Below are 14,700 nucleotides of genomic sequence, written 5' to 3' on the forward strand. Positions count from 1 at the left end.
GATCCGATACGGCGTGCAAACGACGATGCCACGCCGTGCTGGGACGCCGCACGACGTCGGTTCGCTACCGGCAGAACGATTTGGCCAGCTTGTGCCGGATCCAGGTCGTGCCTTCGCGCAGGCCATCCAGCACCGCTTCTTGTTCGGTCCGGAAAACCTTGAAATGCTTGAACTGGTGTTGGAACTTGCCCTTTTCCTCGCGATGGACCACGTGAATGGTGCAAGCGAACCCCTCCTCCACAGAATGCGTTTGCACCGAAACCGACCAATCTCGGTCGCTGATCTTTCCTGACATCGCCATGATGCATCCTTCTATAAGACCGGACTGCGGCGCCTTCACGCTCGGGCTCGTATGGAGTCGAGATAACGCTCGCTTACACGGGACGGAACCGAAAAAAAGCGGCGCGGCCCGAAACAACCTAGCCGCGCCTAATTACAGCCCAGCCCCTCGAACCGATCAGCTGATCTGCAAACGTTTTTGCGGCGCGTCCTTCTTCTTTTGCAACGTCAGCGACAACACGCCATCCTGGTATTGCGCCGACGAAGCACTTTCGTCGATATCGCTGCCCAGCGAGAACGAGCGGCTGATCGTTCCGGAATAGCGCTCGCTGCGAATGACGCGCTCACCTTCCTTCAGTTCTTTGTTGCGCTCGGCCTTGGCCGTGATCGATACGACGTTGCCGTCGACCTTGACGTCGATGTCCTTTTTGTCGACGCCCGGCAACTCGGCCTTCACCGTATAAGCGGTGTCGCTCTCCGAAACGTCGATCTTGACGTCCGAAAGCGGTGTCTCGCCGTTGAACGCCAGGCCGCGCATGGGTCTGAAGAATCCCTGGAACAAATCTGCCACGGGGTCCAGCGACAATGGGTCAAAACGGGTTAGGTTGCTCATCGCACTCACTCCTGGTTTGCGGTTAACTTTGGATGCACGCGCACGCGCTCGCGCACCCACTCCCAGCCTTCGCCCCGCGTCGGTCGAACCGGCCCTTCGAGCCATGCGGGTTCATGCACAACTCACTGTAGACGGCGCGGCGCGCTACCCGTTGATTTGCGTCAACGGCGTTTCGCATGGCCGCTGGACGGCGACGCGCGGCCGCAGGCGGTCGTCGATGAACTCGAAGGTTCGAGTCACCAAAGACGCTAGCGGCCGATTAATCGTCATTGCATATGCATTCCGCCGTTGACCGCCACATCCGCTCCGGTAACGAACCCCGCGTCGTCCGAACAAAGAAAGGCAACGAGCGCGGCAATCTCGTCGGGACGGCCGAGTCTGCCCACGGGAATCTGCGGCAGGATGCGCGTTTGCATCACCTCCTGCGGCACCGACGCGATCATTGCCGTATCCAGGTAGCCCGGCGATACGGTATTGACGGTTATGCCGCGCTTGGCCACTTCGAGCGCCAACGCCTTGGTGAAACCGTGTAGGCCCGATTTGGCGGCAGCGTAGTTGGTCTGCCCGAAGGCGCCGCGCGATCCGTTCACCGAGCCGATGTTGACGATGCGGCCGAACCCCCGCTCCACCATGCCCGCGATAAAGGGCTTGGTCACATTGAACAGCGCGTCCAGATCCGTATGCATCACCGCATCCCAATCGGCTTTGGTCATCTTCAGGAAGGTCGCGTCGCGCGTGATGCCGGCGTTGTTGACGAGCACGTCCACTGCGCCGTGATCTTCGATCACACGCTTGGCGCAGCGCGCGCAGGAATCGAAATCCTCGACGTTCATCTCGTACGCGTGGAACGTGCGGCCGGCGTCGCGCTCATGCGTGAGCCAAGTCGACACGTGATCGTTGTGTTCGGAATGTGACATCGCGACGGTCATTCCCATGTCGTGCAGACGCCGGCTGATCGCGGCGCCCAACCCTCCCATTCCTCCGGTGACGAATGCGACTCGCTTGGCGGACACGGCGTTCTCCTCATAGGGGCGAGACTGGGTTCGATATGCGACGCGATACGCTCTCGCATTGCGTTACGGCGCGTTTGCTATCGAACAATGTAGACAGTCGCGGCTGCCGCCATTTGACCTCAATCAAGCAGGGGCGCATGCGTTCGGCCGGCCCTAGGCCCCTGCGCGGCTTCGATATCGCGGCAAAGTCCGATTGATGCGATTGGTGCGATTTCGCTTGACTTGCGTCAATCGATAAATCGGCCTAGCTCCTAGACTGAGAATCACGATTCACTGCTGCGATTCGTTCATGGGAGCTATCGCAATGAGTTACAAGAGCATCCTGGTTCACCTCGATACGAGTAAAGCGGTGCATAGCCGGCTCGACCTCGCCCTATCGCTCGCCACGCAGTTCGAGGCCCACCTCACGGGTTTCTTCACGGTGTTCACGCCTGAGCCGGGGTCGTTCTACGTCTTGGCGGGCAATGCCGAGTTTTATGTCGAGCAACGCCAGCGCCGCGCGGAGAAGCAAGGTGCGCTGGAGCGTTTGTTCCGCGCCGAACTGTTACGGGCGAAGGTGCAAGGCGACTGGCAATCGTCTGCCGAATACGCCAATGAGGTCGTGCCGCAGGCGGCACGAATCGCCGATCTCGCCATCGTGGGCCAATACGATCGCGACGACCCCGATGCTTTCGTCGCCGAACAATTCATCGAGAGCACGGTGCTTTCCGCGGGCCGCCCTGTGCTCGTCGTGCCTTACGCCGGCCGGTTCGACGCCATCGGCTCCCATGTGATGATCGCGTGGGACGGCAGCCGCGAAGCTACGCGCGCCCTGCATGACGCGCTGCCGTTTTTGATACGCGCGAAACGCGTCACGGTGCTGACGGTCGATGCGCTGCGCAGCGATCCCGCCGCGAGCCGCATCCCCGGCACCGATATCGCGGCGATCGTCTCGCGCTACGGCGCGAACGTCGTGACCGAGGAAGTCGAAGGCGCCAAGGGCGAGCCGATCGGAGAGCAACTGCTTTCACGGGCCGCCGATCTCGGGGTCGACCTGATCGCGATGGGCTGCTATGGCCATTCGCGCTGGCGCGAGCTGGTTCTGGGCGGCGCTACGCGCTCGATCCTCAAAGCGATGACCGTGCCGGTGTTGATGTCGCATTGAGGCCGGGCGCGCCCCTTCCCCAAGCGATTCGACCAACGCGAACCTAACGAGAGGTCTCATTATGTATCAACGAATCCTCGTGCCGATCGATGGTAGCGAGACTGCGCAACGCGCATTCGATTATGCGATTTCCCTCGCGCGCGAGACCCGTGCGGAATTGATCCCGCTCTATGTGGTCGATATTCCGATGGTGGCGTACGAAGCGCCAGGCTTCGATCCGTCGATCGTGCGCGACGCGCTGTTGCAAACGGGCGAGGAATTGAAGGCACAAGCGATCGCCGTCATGCAGCGCGAGAACGTAAAAGGCGCACCGCGCGTGGTCGAAATCAATTCGGCGGGCGTCGACATCGCCGAGCGCATTCTCGAAGAAGCCCGCGCCGCGCAATGCGATCTCGTCGTCATGGGCACGCATGGCCGGCGCGGCGTACGGCGCCTCGTGCTCGGCAGCGTCGCCGAGCGTTTCGCGCGTATGTCGTGTTGCCCGGTCTTATTGATTCCCGGCAGTGTTGAAAACGTAGCGGCAACGCCGCCCTCCGCCACCCACCGCACCGAAAAGGTCCTGTTATGACTTACAAGACTTTGCTCGTCCATATCGACGACAGCCGTCGCAGCGAAGCGCGCATCGCGTTCGCGCTCGATCTCGCGCTCAAGCACGACGCGCATTTGATCGGTCTGTACGTGGTTTGCCAAGACCTGCTGCGCCCGCTCGTCAAACGCGATGACAGCCTCAATCTCGGCAAGCTCGAGGCTCAAGGCGTGGAACGGATGAACCGTGCTCGCGAACAGTTCACGTCAGCGGCGCAGCGCGCGGGGTGCCCGTTCGAATGGCGCGCTCCGGCGGGCCCCGCGATCGATGTGGCGGTTTTGCACGCGCGCCACGCAGACCTGCTCGTGATGGGCCAGGAAGACCCTGACGACCAAGCGTCGTACGTTGCTCGCAATTTCGTCGAAGAAGTCGCGATGAGCAGCGGGCGTCCCGTGGTGGTCTTGCCGTATGCGGGCCACGTCGCCACGTTCGGCGAGAACGTCGTAGTCGCTTGGGACGGTAGCCGGGAAGCCGCTCGCGCCCTCGCCGACGCTTTGCCGATTCTCAAGCGCGCGCACTTCGTCACCGTTTCGACCGTCCAGAAACATCCCGAGGGCGAGCCTGGCGCCGGCTTCGACGTGTCGGGCTATCTGGAGCGCCATGGCGTGCGCGCGAGCTTCGTATCGGTGCCCCGTGCTCCCGGCATGACAACCGCCGCAACGCTACTCAATCAGATCAGCGATTTGCATGCCGACTTGCTCGTCATGGGCGCATACGGGCACGCGCGCGCGAGAGAGCACGTGCTCGGCGGCGTCACCTACACGATGCTGCAAACCATGACGGCGCCCGTACTCATGTCGCGCTGATTGCGCGGCGTCATCCCCGGCGCGCGGCGCGCGCGTCGGGGTAATCTCGCGCTGCCATGTGCACCGGTTTCCCCGCTTTCAACGGTTTCGACGGTGCGGTTTCTCCCTACTGACCCTCACTCGCAGAACCGAAAATACCCGCTGTGCAACCTTACGGGCGTGCTGCCGAGCTCATGCAAGAGCTTGCGTGCCGCATGTTCGATCTTGTCTCGATGGTGCTTGAACGCGCGCAGCGTATCCTCCTCGCGCGAGGACCGTGCACCGAAATGATCTTCGAGGGCCTCGGCGGTGATCGAACAGGTCACGCGCTCGCCGTCGACGAGCGCCGGAAACGTCAGCACCAACTCCGGTCCGCAATATTGCGGCGGATCGTGCGGAAAGTGGATATGCATGGTCTTCACCTTGATGTGTATCAATCGGACATGAGGGCGTGTCCATACACTGAACGTAACGTCCTTACCGGAGTCAGGCCTTGAATACGCGACCCCATCCATTCATGATCGGTGCGGCATGCATCTTCGCGGCTGCATTGAGCAGGCCGGTATTCGCACAATCGGAGCCCACCGAGCTGATCAATCGGCAGCACTGCATGTTTTGTCATACGGTCGATGCGCCTTTTCTCGCGCCCTCGTTCCACCAGATCGCCGAACGCTATCGGCGCGACCCCTACGCGGCCGATCGCCTTGCCGAGAAGCTGCGCGTCGGCGGAAAGGCGCATTGGGGCGATATGCCAATGCCGCCCGCAGCCGACCGCGGCGGCCCGCTCTCGCCGGACGAGGCCAAAACGCTCGTCGCTTGGGTTCTGCGTCAGTAACGGGGCGAACCGCGCTTATTTCCTTGATTCGACGTGTTCATCGCCGTCGAATCCCGAAGCCGGATTGAGCAGCAGCACGAAAGACGCGACGCCGGCGAATACCGCCGCTACGCCATAGCGCACCGCGCTGTCTTGATCGAACAACAACCCGCGAATCGAGGCGACGATGCCTACGATGGAAACGAAGATCGCAAGCGTGGCGAACGCGATCCGGTACCTGCCTTGCATCATCGAACTCCTTTTTCCGGCAGCATCCGCACGACCGGTATGCTCCATTGCGGTTGGCGACGGGCGATCATCGCGATCATCGGGCGGCTGCGAACCCATGTTCGAACCTATAGCTTCTATCTTCTAGCGTTGCGTGAATTTGTACTTGATATGGGTCAATCGGAGGCAGTACGCGCTTTCCGGCCGCGGCTTTCGTGACGGTCAACGCCGCTTGCGGTCGCACGATTGACGTAAATCAGGGTCGAGCGCTCTTGCCTGTGCAAGAGTGCATCTCAGATCGATTCGAACGGAAGCCACCCAATGGACACGCGCCGGAAACCGGAAAGCGCCGCAAACGATACCGCCGCTACGCCCTCGCCCGAGAGCCCATTTCGCGCGCTCGATCACGCCAAGGACGCATGGATCGCTCGCGCCACGGGCGGCTTGTCGCCCGCCGCGCTCGCACTCGCGCTAGCCGACTGGTCCATACACATGTTTGCGGCGCCGGGCAAACAGTTGGAGTTGGCCGCGCTGGCGGCGAGGCAGGCCGCAGAAGTGGCGGGATGCGCTTTCGGCGCGGGATCGTTCGATCCGCCGCTTGCCGAGGACGACCGGTTTCGGGCGCCTGCGTGGCAGGCAATGCCGTTTCGGTGTTGGCAGCAAGCGTTTCGACTGACCGAGCAGTGGTGGTGCGCGGCAACGCACGGGATTCCCGGCACGACGCGCCATCACGAGGATGTCGTCTCGTTCGCCGCCAGGCAATGGCTCGATCTGTCATCGCCCAACAACTTCGCGTGGACCAATCCCGAAGTGCTGCAGCGCACGGCCGAAACGTTCGGCGCCAATCTCGTGCAGGGTGCATGCAACGCGCTACAGGACGCATGGCGCGCCGCGAGCAGCCAGCCGTCCGCAGAGGCGCAGCAGTTCAAGCCCGGCGTGGATGTGGCGGTCACGCCAGGCGCCGTCGTCTTTCGTAATCATCTGATCGAACTGATTCAATATCGCCCGTCCACGCCGAAGGTCGCGGCCGAGCCGGTGTTGATCGTGCCCGCGTGGATCATGAAGTACTACATCCTGGATCTCTCGCCGCACAATTCGCTCGTGCGGTATTTGGTCGATCGGGGATACACGGTCTTTTGCATTTCGTGGCGCAATCCGGACGCCCAAGACCGCGATCTGAGCTTCGACGATTACCGCCGATTGGGCGTCATGGCCGCTTTGGATGCGATCTCGCGCATCGTGCCCGACGCGAAGACCCATGCGCTCGGCTACTGCCTTGGCGGCACACTGCTCGCCATTGCGGCGGCAGCCATGGCCAATAGCCACGACGAGCGGCTCGCCACCGTGACGCTGCTCGCCGCCCAAACGGATTTCACCGAGCCGGGCGAGTTGCAATTGTTCATCGACGAAAGCCAGGTGTATTTCCTCGAGAGCATGATGTGGCAGCGCGGTTATCTTGAAGGCGCCCAGATGGGCGGGTCGTTCCAGCTGCTGCGATCGAACGACCTCATTTGGTCGCGCGCCGTGCACCACTATTTGCTCGGCGAGCGCGCGCCGATGAACGACTTGACGGCGTGGAACGAGGACAGCACCCGCATGCCGTTTCGTATGCATTCGCAGTACTTGCGCGACCTCTTCTTGAACAACGACCTTGCGTGCGCGCGCTACCGCGTAGACGGCCGGCCCATTGCCCTGCGCAACGTCAGTGCCCCGATGTTCGTGGTCGGGACCGAACGCGATCACATCGCGCCTTGGCGGTCGGTCTACAAAATTCATCATCTGGCCGATACGGACATCACGTTCGTTTTGACGAGCGGCGGGCACAACGCGGGCATCGTCAGCGAACCGGGCCATGCGAATCGGCATTTCCGCATCATGTCCACGGCCGAAGCGGACCTGAGCGTCGGTCCCGACGAGTGGGTCGCGGCGGCCGACTTGCAAGAAGGCTCCTGGTGGCCGGCGTGGACGGCCTGGCTCGATGCGCATTCGCAAGAGGCGCGCGTCGAGCCGCCGCGCATCGGCTTGCCGAATGTGAAAGATCCCGTCCTTGCCGAGGCCCCCGGAGAGTATGTCTTCCAAAAGTAACGAGGATATCGTGGACGATGCCCATTCGAGCACTCGGTTCGCAGAGCATGGCCGCTATGAAGCGTTCATTCGCGCCGCACAGAGCCGGCCTGCGCTGCGCACGGCGATCGTGCATCCCTGCTCGCCCGAAGCGATCGGTGCGGTCGTGCAGGCGCGCGACGAAAATCTGCTCGACCCGTTGCTCATTGGTCCCGAGGCGAAGATCCGCGCGGCGGCGCAAGCCGCTCAGGTGAGCCTTGCAGGCATCGACATCGAGTCCGTCGAGCACAGCCATGCGGCCGCCGCGCGGGCGGTCGAACTCGGCGCGGCGCGCAAGGTCGCCGCCTTGATGAAAGGCAGCTTGCACACCGACGAATTGCTTGCCGCGGTGGTCGCGCCCGATTCCGGTTTGCGCACGGAGCGGCGCATCAGTCACGTCTACGCGATGGACGTGCCCGCGTATCCGAAGCCGCTCGTCGTCACCGATGCCGCGATCAACATTGCGCCGACGCTCGATCAAAAGCGCGACATTTGCCAGAACGCGATCGATTTTCTGCGGTTGATGGGAATCGAACTGCCTCGCGTCGCGGTGCTGGCCGCGGTGGAAACCGTCAATTCCAAAATGCAGTCCACGCTGGATGCGGCCGCGCTGACCGTGATGGCCTCGCGCGGGCAGATCACCGGCGGACTCGTAGACGGTCCCCTCGCATTCGACAACGCGGTCAACTTGGCCGCCGCCAAAACCAAAGGCATCGTCTCGGCCGTGGCGGGGCAAGCAGACATTTTGCTCGTGCCCGACTTGGAAGCCGGCAACATGCTCGTCAAGCAACTGATGCTGTTTGCCGGCGCGGACGGCGCGGGGCTCGTGCTCGGCGCGCGTTTGCCGATCATTCTCACGAGCCGTGCCGATTCGCTGCGCGTGCGCCTGGCCTCCGCCGCCCTCGCCAAGCTCGTGGCCGAACGCACGCTCGATGGAGCCGCCCGCGCATGAGCGATCCGCTGTTGCTCACCTTCAATCCCGGATCGTCGACGATCAAGTTCGGGCTCTTTCGCGTCGACGGCAGCACGCCCGTGCAGGTGGGCAAAGGCGCGATCGATCTGCGCGGCGATCCGCTCGCGCTCGACCTGTCAAGGGGCGGACAATCCGCTCGCATTCAATTGCGTGCGCGTCTCACCGACGATCTGCACGAAGTCATCGACGAAACGCTCGCTTGGTTCTCGACGCATTTCTCGCTGCAGGATTTCGCCTCGGTCGGGCATCGCGTCGTGCACGGCGGCGATCGCTTTGCGGGGCCGGCCGCCATCGACGACGAGACGCTCGCGGCTATCGAGGCCTTCGTACCGCTTGCGCCGCTGCATCAGCCGCGATGTGTGCGGCTGATTCGCGCGATTCGGACGCTGCGGCCGCACCTGGCGCAATGCGCGTCGTTCGACACGGCATTCCATCAACGGCAATCGGACCTGGTGCGCCGTTTCGCCATCGCGCGGCATCTATTCGACGCGGGCATCAAGCGCTACGGATTTCACGGTCTTTCCTATCAGTTCATCGCCTCGCGGCTCGCGAACTCGTTTCCGCAGTTGGCGGCGGGCAAGGTCGTCGTGGCACATCTGGGCAGCGGGGCGAGCCTGTGCGCGCTCGATGCGGGCGTGAGCCGCGACACGAGCATGGGTTTCTCGACGCTGGACGGCATTCCGATGGCAACGCGCTGCGGCGCGCTCGATGCCGGCGTCTTATTGCATCTGCTTGGCGAGCGCGGCTGGACACTTGCCGACGTGGAGCGATTGCTCTATCACGAGTCGGGCTTGCTTGGCGTGTCGGGCGTGAGCGCCGATAGCCGAGCGTTACTCGAAAGCCCGTTGCCGCAGGCGCGCGAAGCAATCGATCTATTCGTTTTCCGCATCGCGGGCGAACTCGCGCGCTTGGCCGCCTCGCTCGGGGGGCTCGACGCGCTCGTGTTCACCGCGGGCATCGGCGAGCATCAGCCGGAAATTCGGGCCGCCATCTGCGAACGCCTGGCGTGGCTGGGCGTCACGCTCGATGCGCAAGCCAATGCCAGCAACGCTCAAATCGTCAGTCACGCTGCGAGCGATGTGGCGGTGCTCGTCATCCCCACCGACGAAGAACAGATCATCGCGCAAGATGCCGTATCGATCCTGCATCGCTCAGCGCCGGCCGACTGAAGCAATCGATTCGTATGCCAAATGAGCTTGCCGTGACCGCGAGCGCTATCCGAGCTCGAACGTGGCGGCTGCTTGCGCCGCCCTGCCCCCTTTCACATGGACGGTGCACCTGCCGCCGTGGCGCGATCGAATGAAAGCGCAAGACTCAGGGTGCGACGATCCCACGATCGGCGCAAGATAAGCGGCATACTCCACACCGGATGCGCCGAATCGATCTTGAGCCCCCTCCTCCAATCACCCCGCGCAACGACTATCGACGATGGCCCGCTCGATGCCCTCGCCCCCGCGCCCCAAGTCGAGCACAAGGTGAAAGCGCTCGACTGGGCTGAGATCGAAGCATCCCTAGATGCGTACGGCTACGCTGTGATTCCCGCCTTGCTCGCTCCCGACACATGCCATGCGCTCGCGCAGCAATACGACTGCGATCGGCTTTATCGCAGCCGCGTCGTCATGGGACGGCACGGCTTCGGCCGGGGCGAATACAAGTACTTCGCGTACCCGCTGCCGAAGCTGATCGCCCGCCTGCGCACGACGATCTATCCGCATGTCGTTCCCGTCGCGCACCGCTGGAACGAGGCGATGGGCATCGGCGTGCGCTATCCCAAGACGCATGCGGCGTTCATCGAGCGCTGCCACGACGCAGGCCAGCAACGTCCGACGCCGCTCATCCTTCGATACGGTGAAGGTGACTACAACTGCCTGCACCAGGATCTTTACGGGGAACATGTCTTCCCGATCCAAGTGGCTATTTTGCTGTCGCAGCCGGGACGCGACTTCACTGGAGGTGAATTCGTGCTGACCGAGCAGCGTCCGCGCATGCAGTCGCGCGCCGAAGTGGTCGCGCTCGCGCAAGGTGACGCCGTCGTCTTCGCGGTCAGTCAGCGTCCTGTGCAGGGCACGCGCGGCCCTTACCGCGTCAATCTGCGCCATGGCGTCAGCCGATTGCGCTCGGGACGGCGCTACACGGTCGGGATCATTTTCCACGATGCCCTGTAGGCCCCGGTTTTGCGCATGCGAATCGCATTGCTCAGGCTACCGCCGCGCAACCGATGACTAGAATGGAACGCAGGCGGACGAGCGAGCCGCTGCCGCCAGCGGGAAATCGTCGCGCGTCTCATAGGGGCGCATATGGATACCATCTTCAAGAACCGCACCGAGGCGGGCCGCATGTTGGCCGAGCGCTTGCGCGGGCAAATCGGCCCCGGCGCTGTCGTGCTGGCGCTGCCGCGCGGCGGCGTCCCGGTAGCGTTCGAAATCGCCCAGGCCTTCGCGGCTGAGCTCGATGTCTTGCCCGTACGAAAAATCGGCGTGCCCGGCCATAAGGAATTGGCCATGGGCGCGATCGCGTCGGGCGATGCCCTTCACGTCGAGCGCGACACGATGCATGCCATGCAGGTTTCGCAAGCGCAGTTCGACGCCGTGCTGGCGCAAGAGCGCGCCGAACTCGCGCGGCGTGAAACGCTATATCGAGGGAATCGTCCCCCCGCGCAAATCGAGGGACGCACGGTCGTGCTGGTCGACGACGGCATTGCCACGGGGGCCACGATGAAAGCGGCCGTGCTCGCGCTGCGCGGCCGGAAACCGGCCCGCCTCATCGCCGCGCTGCCCGTTGCCCCGCCGCACATCGAAGATGAGTTCTCCGGCCTCGTCGATGCATTCGTTTGCATCGCCCAGCCGTTCCCCTTCTTCAGCGTCGGGCAGCATTACGACGATTTCGGAGAAACGAGCGACGACGACGTGCGCGCTCTGCTGCTTCGCGGCTGGGACCGCAATCAAAGCGGGCCGCAATAAGCGGCCCGGCGACTACGGAAGCAAAAAAAACAGCGCACGAACCGGCCCTCAAATCGCGCCTTAGGTGGCGCTGGGCCCGATAGCCCCGGCTGGCCCCGGCTTACAAGCGCACGGCCGGCGGCACGTAACGGCAGTCGTACCGTTTCCTGACCGTGCCGTTCTCGTCTACGCTCTCGAGATACACGTCGAACTGCCACAGCCGAGCCATGTGCTTGAGCACTTCTTCGCTATCGCCCGCGAGGTGGCGGTTATCGCTCATGAAGTGCCGCAACGTCAGACTGCGGTCGCCGCGAGTATTGACCGACCACACCTGGATGTTGGGTTCCCGGTGATGCATGTCGTACTGGCGCGACAGCGATTGGCGCACATGCTGGTAACCGCTGTCGTCATGGATCGCCGACACCTCCAGCGCATCGCGCGTATCGTCGTCGAGCACCGAAAACAAGCGCATATCGCGAATCAGTTGCGGCGAGAGGTACTGCGCGATGAAGCTCTCGTCCTTGAAGTTGCGCATCGCGTAGTGCATTGTTTGCAGCCACGGCGTGCCTGCGATGTCGGGGAACCAGCGGCGATCCTCTTCCGTCGGCGTTTCGCAGATCCGACGAATGTCGCTCATCATCGAAAAACCGAGCGCGTACGGATTGATGCCGTTGTAATAGGCTTTGGTCACGGGCGGCTGATAGATGACGTTGCTGTGCGAGTGCAGAAACTCCATCATGAAGCCGTCTTCCAGCAGGCCCTTGTTGTAGAGCGTGTTCAGCAGCGTGTAGTGCCAGAACGTGGCCCATCCTTCGTTCATGACCTGTGTCTGCCGCTGCGGGTAGAAGTACTGCCCGATCTTGCGCACGATCCGAATGACCTCGCGCTCCCACGGTTCCAGCAGCGGCGCGTTCTTTTCGGCGAAATAAAGCAAGTTCTCCTGCGGCTCGGGCGGATAGCGCTCTTCCTCTTCCTCCGCGAGCGGCGCGTTGTGCGACGGCAGCGTGCGCCATAGTTCGTTCACCTGCGATTGCAGATACGCTTCGCGTTCACGGCGCAGCGCGGCTTCCTTGGCGAGCGAAATTTTCTGCGGGCGCTTGTAGCGATCCACGCCGTAATTCATCAGCGCGTGGCAAGAATCGAGCAGTTCCTCGACGCGATCCATGCCGTAGCGTTCTTCGCATTCGGCGATGTAGTTCTTGCCGTAAACCAGATAGTCGATGATCGCGTGCGCGTCGGTCCAAAGGCGGAACAGGTAGTTGCCTTTGAAGAACGAGTTGTGGCCATAGGCCGCGTGCGCGATCACGAGCGCCTGCATCGTCATCGTGTTCTCTTCCATCAGATACGCGATGCAGGGGTTCGAATTGATGACGATCTCGTAGGCGAGTCCCATCTGGCCGCGCCGGTAGCTCTTTTCCGTCGCCAGAAAGTGCTTGCCGAACGACCAATGCCGGTAGTTGACCGGCATGCCGACGGACGCATACGCGTCCATCATCTGCTCGGCGCTGATGAGTTCGAGCTGGATTGGATACACGTCCAGTTCGTATTGCTCGGCGGCTGCCGCGATGTGGGTGTCGTACTCTTCGATCAATTCGAAGGTCCAATCGGACGGCCACGGCAATGGTCTGCGGTCGGCGACGTTCATACGGGGTTCCCTTTGCGCCACAACGGGTGCAGGTGCTTCGGTCGAGCCTGGCGCGCCGGGCTCTGCCGACGCCTGCTTCGCAGGCTGCTCGCCCGGTGTTTGCGGCTCTTGCGCGCGCTTACGGCCCCGCTCCGGCTGATAACCGCGCGATTCGTTATGCAAATGCTTAGTCGTCATGAAGACGCCACCTGCTTCTCGAACAGTTCCCGGAAAACCGGGTAGATATCGGCCGCGGCGTCGACCTTCTTCATTGCCAGATGAGGCTCCGTCAGCGCAAGCTGCGCGTACTCGAGCCACAGATTTTGCTCCTCGGGCGCGACTTGAATATAGGCGAAGTACCGCGCCTTCGTCAGGATGTCCTCTTGCAAGATCCGCCGGCACTTGGGCGAGTCGTCGGTCCAGTTGTCTCCGTCCGACGCCTGCGCTCCGTAAATGTTCCATTCAGTCGGGGAATAACGCTCGTTCTGGATTTTGCGCATGAGTTCGAGCGCGCTCGATACGACCGTCCCGCCGCTTTCCGTCGAATGAAAGAACGTTTCTTCGTCGACTTCCTCTGCCCGCGTATGGTGGCGGATGAACACGACTTCGATCTTTTCGTAGTTACGTTTGAGGAACAGGTACAGCAAAATGAAGAACCGCTTGGCCAAGTCCTTGCGCTGCTCGTCCATCGAACCGGATACGTCCATCAGGCAGAACATCACCGCCTGGCTCGAGGGCTGCGGTTGCTTGACGCGATTGACGTAGCGCAGGTCGAACGGATCGATGAACGGAATGCGCCAGATGCGCCCGCGTAAATGGTGCAGTTCTTCCTCGAGGCGCTTGAGCTCTTCCCCGTGATCGCCGGGCTCGTTCGCGAGCAATTCGTACCGACGTTCGAGCTCGTGCAATTGATTGACGAGCGGGGCGCCGAGCGCGATGCGCCGGCCCAACGCGCTGCGCAACGAACGGACGACATCGATGTTGTTCGGCGTGCCTTCGGCCGCCCAGCCCGCGCGAATGTTCTTCCACGTGGGCACGGCGAGCAGATGCGTCTTCACGAGCCGAGGCAGTTCGAGATCGTCGAAGAAGTACTGCATGAATTCGTCGCGGCTCAATTCGAAGACGAAATCGTCCTCGCCTTCGCCCTCGTTGCTCGCCTGACTGCCGCCGCCGCCGGCCCCGCCGTTGGGCCGAGGAATCTTGTCGCCGCGCACGTAGTCGGAATTGCCGGGGTGAACGATCTCCCGCTTGCCGCCCGCGCCATGACGAAACTGGGGCTCGGCGATATCCTTGCGCGGAATGGTGATGCTTTGCGTGCTTTGAATGTCCTTGATGCTGCGATCGCGCACCGCCTCCGACACAGCGCGCCGAATATAGCTCTTTACCCGGCGCAAAAAGCGCTCGCGATTCGCAATGCTCTTGTTCTTACCTGCCAACCTGCGGTCGATGATTTGATGAAGCACATCCAGTCTCCCGCTTCCAATTGCCGAAAGCGACACGACGAGCCCTGGTGCAGGCAATGTGCCCGCACCTCGCGCGCCGCTTGCGCATGAAGCGCTTGGTTGGCGCTCGCGGGCGGCGAACCCGCGAGCGCGTCGC

15 protein-coding genes and 1 pseudogene are annotated in these 14,700 nt (G+C 62.6%); 9 read left to right on the forward strand and 7 right to left on the reverse strand.

Translation table 11 applies throughout. The annotated features are described in order from the left end of the window. Window positions 1-64 precede the first annotated feature (64 nt). The 3 genes from QQS38_RS00205 to QQS38_RS00215 form a co-directional block, all read right to left on the reverse strand. Window positions 65-340 carry a UDP-glucose 4-epimerase gene (locus tag QQS38_RS00205; protein ID WP_479643370.1) on the reverse strand — a complete coding sequence of 92 codons (276 nt, stop codon included), beginning with the start codon at window positions 338-340 and terminating at the stop codon, window positions 65-67. Window positions 341-457: 117 nt separating this feature from the next. After that, the gene (locus QQS38_RS00210; protein WP_479643371.1) at window positions 458-892 is read right to left on the reverse strand and encodes an Hsp20/alpha crystallin family protein; all 435 of its coding nucleotides are present in this window, start codon (window positions 890-892) and stop codon (window positions 458-460) included. Window positions 893-1,158: 266 nt separating this feature from the next. Then, entirely contained in the window at window positions 1,159-1,905 is a 747-nt protein-coding gene (locus QQS38_RS00215; protein WP_479643372.1) for a beta-ketoacyl-ACP reductase, read from the reverse strand. Window positions 1,906-2,209: 304 nt separating this feature from the next. Here QQS38_RS00215 and QQS38_RS00220 point away from each other — a divergent pair, with 304 nt between their 5' ends. From QQS38_RS00220 to QQS38_RS00230, 3 genes are all read left to right on the forward strand, one after another. Beyond that, a complete protein-coding gene (locus tag QQS38_RS00220; RefSeq protein WP_479643373.1) occupies window positions 2,210-3,049 on the forward strand; it encodes a universal stress protein in 840 nt (279 codons plus the stop codon). A 61-nt stretch (window positions 3,050-3,110) separates the two neighbouring features. Next, entirely contained in the window at window positions 3,111-3,617 is a 507-nt protein-coding gene (locus tag QQS38_RS00225) for a universal stress protein (protein ID WP_479643374.1), read from the forward strand. Beyond that, window positions 3,614-4,441, forward strand: a complete 828-nt coding sequence (locus tag QQS38_RS00230; RefSeq protein WP_479643375.1) for a universal stress protein — start codon at window positions 3,614-3,616, stop codon at window positions 4,439-4,441. The genes QQS38_RS00225 and QQS38_RS00230 overlap by 4 nt, the downstream gene beginning before the upstream one ends. A gap of 116 nt (window positions 4,442-4,557) precedes the next feature. Here the strand turns inward: QQS38_RS00230 and QQS38_RS00235 are convergent, their stop codons facing one another. After that, a complete protein-coding gene (locus tag QQS38_RS00235) occupies window positions 4,558-4,833 on the reverse strand; it encodes a DUF1488 family protein (protein WP_479643376.1) in 276 nt (91 codons plus the stop codon). Window positions 4,834-4,937: 104 nt separating this feature from the next. On the opposite strand from QQS38_RS00235, the gene QQS38_RS00240 reads away from it, so the two are divergent. Next, window positions 4,938-5,255 (forward strand): c-type cytochrome, encoded by a 318-nt coding sequence (locus QQS38_RS00240; protein ID WP_479644062.1) that lies wholly within the window; start codon window positions 4,938-4,940, stop codon window positions 5,253-5,255. A gap of 15 nt (window positions 5,256-5,270) precedes the next feature. On the opposite strand, the gene QQS38_RS00245 is transcribed toward QQS38_RS00240, so the two are convergent. Continuing rightward, window positions 5,271-5,486: a DUF2964 family protein gene (locus QQS38_RS00245; RefSeq protein ID WP_479643377.1), complete on the reverse strand. Its 216-nt coding sequence runs from the start codon at window positions 5,484-5,486 to the stop codon at window positions 5,271-5,273. 297 nt (window positions 5,487-5,783) lie between these two features. Here QQS38_RS00245 and QQS38_RS00250 point away from each other — a divergent pair, with 297 nt between their 5' ends. The 5 genes and pseudogenes from QQS38_RS00250 to QQS38_RS00270 all read left to right on the forward strand — a co-directional run bounded on the left by QQS38_RS00250 (window position 5,784) and on the right by QQS38_RS00270 (window position 11,498). Then, complete coding sequence (locus QQS38_RS00250; protein WP_479643378.1) at window positions 5,784-7,547, forward strand: PHA/PHB synthase family protein; 1,764 nt, start codon at window positions 5,784-5,786, stop codon at window positions 7,545-7,547. A 46-nt stretch (window positions 7,548-7,593) separates the two neighbouring features. Beyond that, a pseudogene (locus tag QQS38_RS00255) lies at window positions 7,594-8,517 on the forward strand (bifunctional enoyl-CoA hydratase/phosphate acetyltransferase); the annotation flags it as partial. Beyond that, window positions 8,514-9,707 carry an acetate/propionate family kinase gene (locus tag QQS38_RS00260; RefSeq protein ID WP_479643379.1) on the forward strand — a complete coding sequence of 398 codons (1,194 nt, stop codon included), beginning with the start codon at window positions 8,514-8,516 and terminating at the stop codon, window positions 9,705-9,707. The pseudogene QQS38_RS00255 and the gene QQS38_RS00260, both read left to right, overlap by 4 nt. A gap of 306 nt (window positions 9,708-10,013) precedes the next feature. After that, window positions 10,014-10,703 (forward strand): 2OG-Fe(II) oxygenase, encoded by a 690-nt coding sequence (locus QQS38_RS00265; protein ID WP_479644063.1) that lies wholly within the window; start codon window positions 10,014-10,016, stop codon window positions 10,701-10,703. 132 nt (window positions 10,704-10,835) lie between these two features. After that, entirely contained in the window at window positions 10,836-11,498 is a 663-nt protein-coding gene (locus tag QQS38_RS00270; protein ID WP_479643380.1) for a phosphoribosyltransferase, read from the forward strand. Window positions 11,499-11,598: 100 nt separating this feature from the next. Here QQS38_RS00270 and QQS38_RS00275 read toward each other — a convergent pair whose 3' ends face one another. Both QQS38_RS00275 and QQS38_RS00280 read right to left on the reverse strand, forming a co-directional pair. Then, window positions 11,599-13,299 (reverse strand): SpoVR family protein, encoded by a 1,701-nt coding sequence (locus tag QQS38_RS00275; RefSeq protein ID WP_479643381.1) that lies wholly within the window; start codon window positions 13,297-13,299, stop codon window positions 11,599-11,601. Next, window positions 13,296-14,564: a YeaH/YhbH family protein gene (locus QQS38_RS00280; protein ID WP_479643382.1), complete on the reverse strand. Its 1,269-nt coding sequence runs from the start codon at window positions 14,562-14,564 to the stop codon at window positions 13,296-13,298. Before QQS38_RS00280 ends, QQS38_RS00275 begins: the two co-directional genes overlap by 4 nt. Between the last annotated feature and the right edge of the window lie 136 nt (window positions 14,565-14,700).

Source organism: Trinickia sp. Z7 (assembly GCF_056498045.1).

Excerpts from the sequence above, each read along its gene's own strand:
- QQS38_RS00250 (WP_479643378.1), top strand. The coding sequence starts at position 5,784 with ATGGACACGCGCCGGAAACCGGAAAGCGCCGCAAACGATACCGCCGCT.
- QQS38_RS00230 (WP_479643375.1), top strand. The coding sequence starts at position 3,614 with ATGACTTACAAGACTTTGCTCGTCCATATCGACGACAGCCGTCGCAGC.
- QQS38_RS00260 (WP_479643379.1), top strand. The coding sequence starts at position 8,514 with ATGAGCGATCCGCTGTTGCTCACCTTCAATCCCGGATCGTCGACGATC.
- QQS38_RS00225 (WP_479643374.1), top strand. The coding sequence starts at position 3,111 with ATGTATCAACGAATCCTCGTGCCGATCGATGGTAGCGAGACTGCGCAA.
- QQS38_RS00275 (WP_479643381.1), bottom strand. The coding sequence starts at position 13,299 with ATGACGACTAAGCATTTGCATAACGAATCGCGCGGTTATCAGCCGGAG.
- QQS38_RS00220 (WP_479643373.1), top strand. The coding sequence starts at position 2,210 with ATGAGTTACAAGAGCATCCTGGTTCACCTCGATACGAGTAAAGCGGTG.
- QQS38_RS00245 (WP_479643377.1), bottom strand. The coding sequence starts at position 5,486 with ATGATGCAAGGCAGGTACCGGATCGCGTTCGCCACGCTTGCGATCTTC.
- QQS38_RS00235 (WP_479643376.1), bottom strand. The coding sequence starts at position 4,833 with ATGCATATCCACTTTCCGCACGATCCGCCGCAATATTGCGGACCGGAG.
- QQS38_RS00210 (WP_479643371.1), bottom strand. The coding sequence starts at position 892 with ATGAGCAACCTAACCCGTTTTGACCCATTGTCGCTGGACCCCGTGGCA.
- QQS38_RS00270 (WP_479643380.1), top strand. The coding sequence starts at position 10,836 with ATGGATACCATCTTCAAGAACCGCACCGAGGCGGGCCGCATGTTGGCC.
- QQS38_RS00240 (WP_479644062.1), top strand. The coding sequence starts at position 4,938 with ATGATCGGTGCGGCATGCATCTTCGCGGCTGCATTGAGCAGGCCGGTA.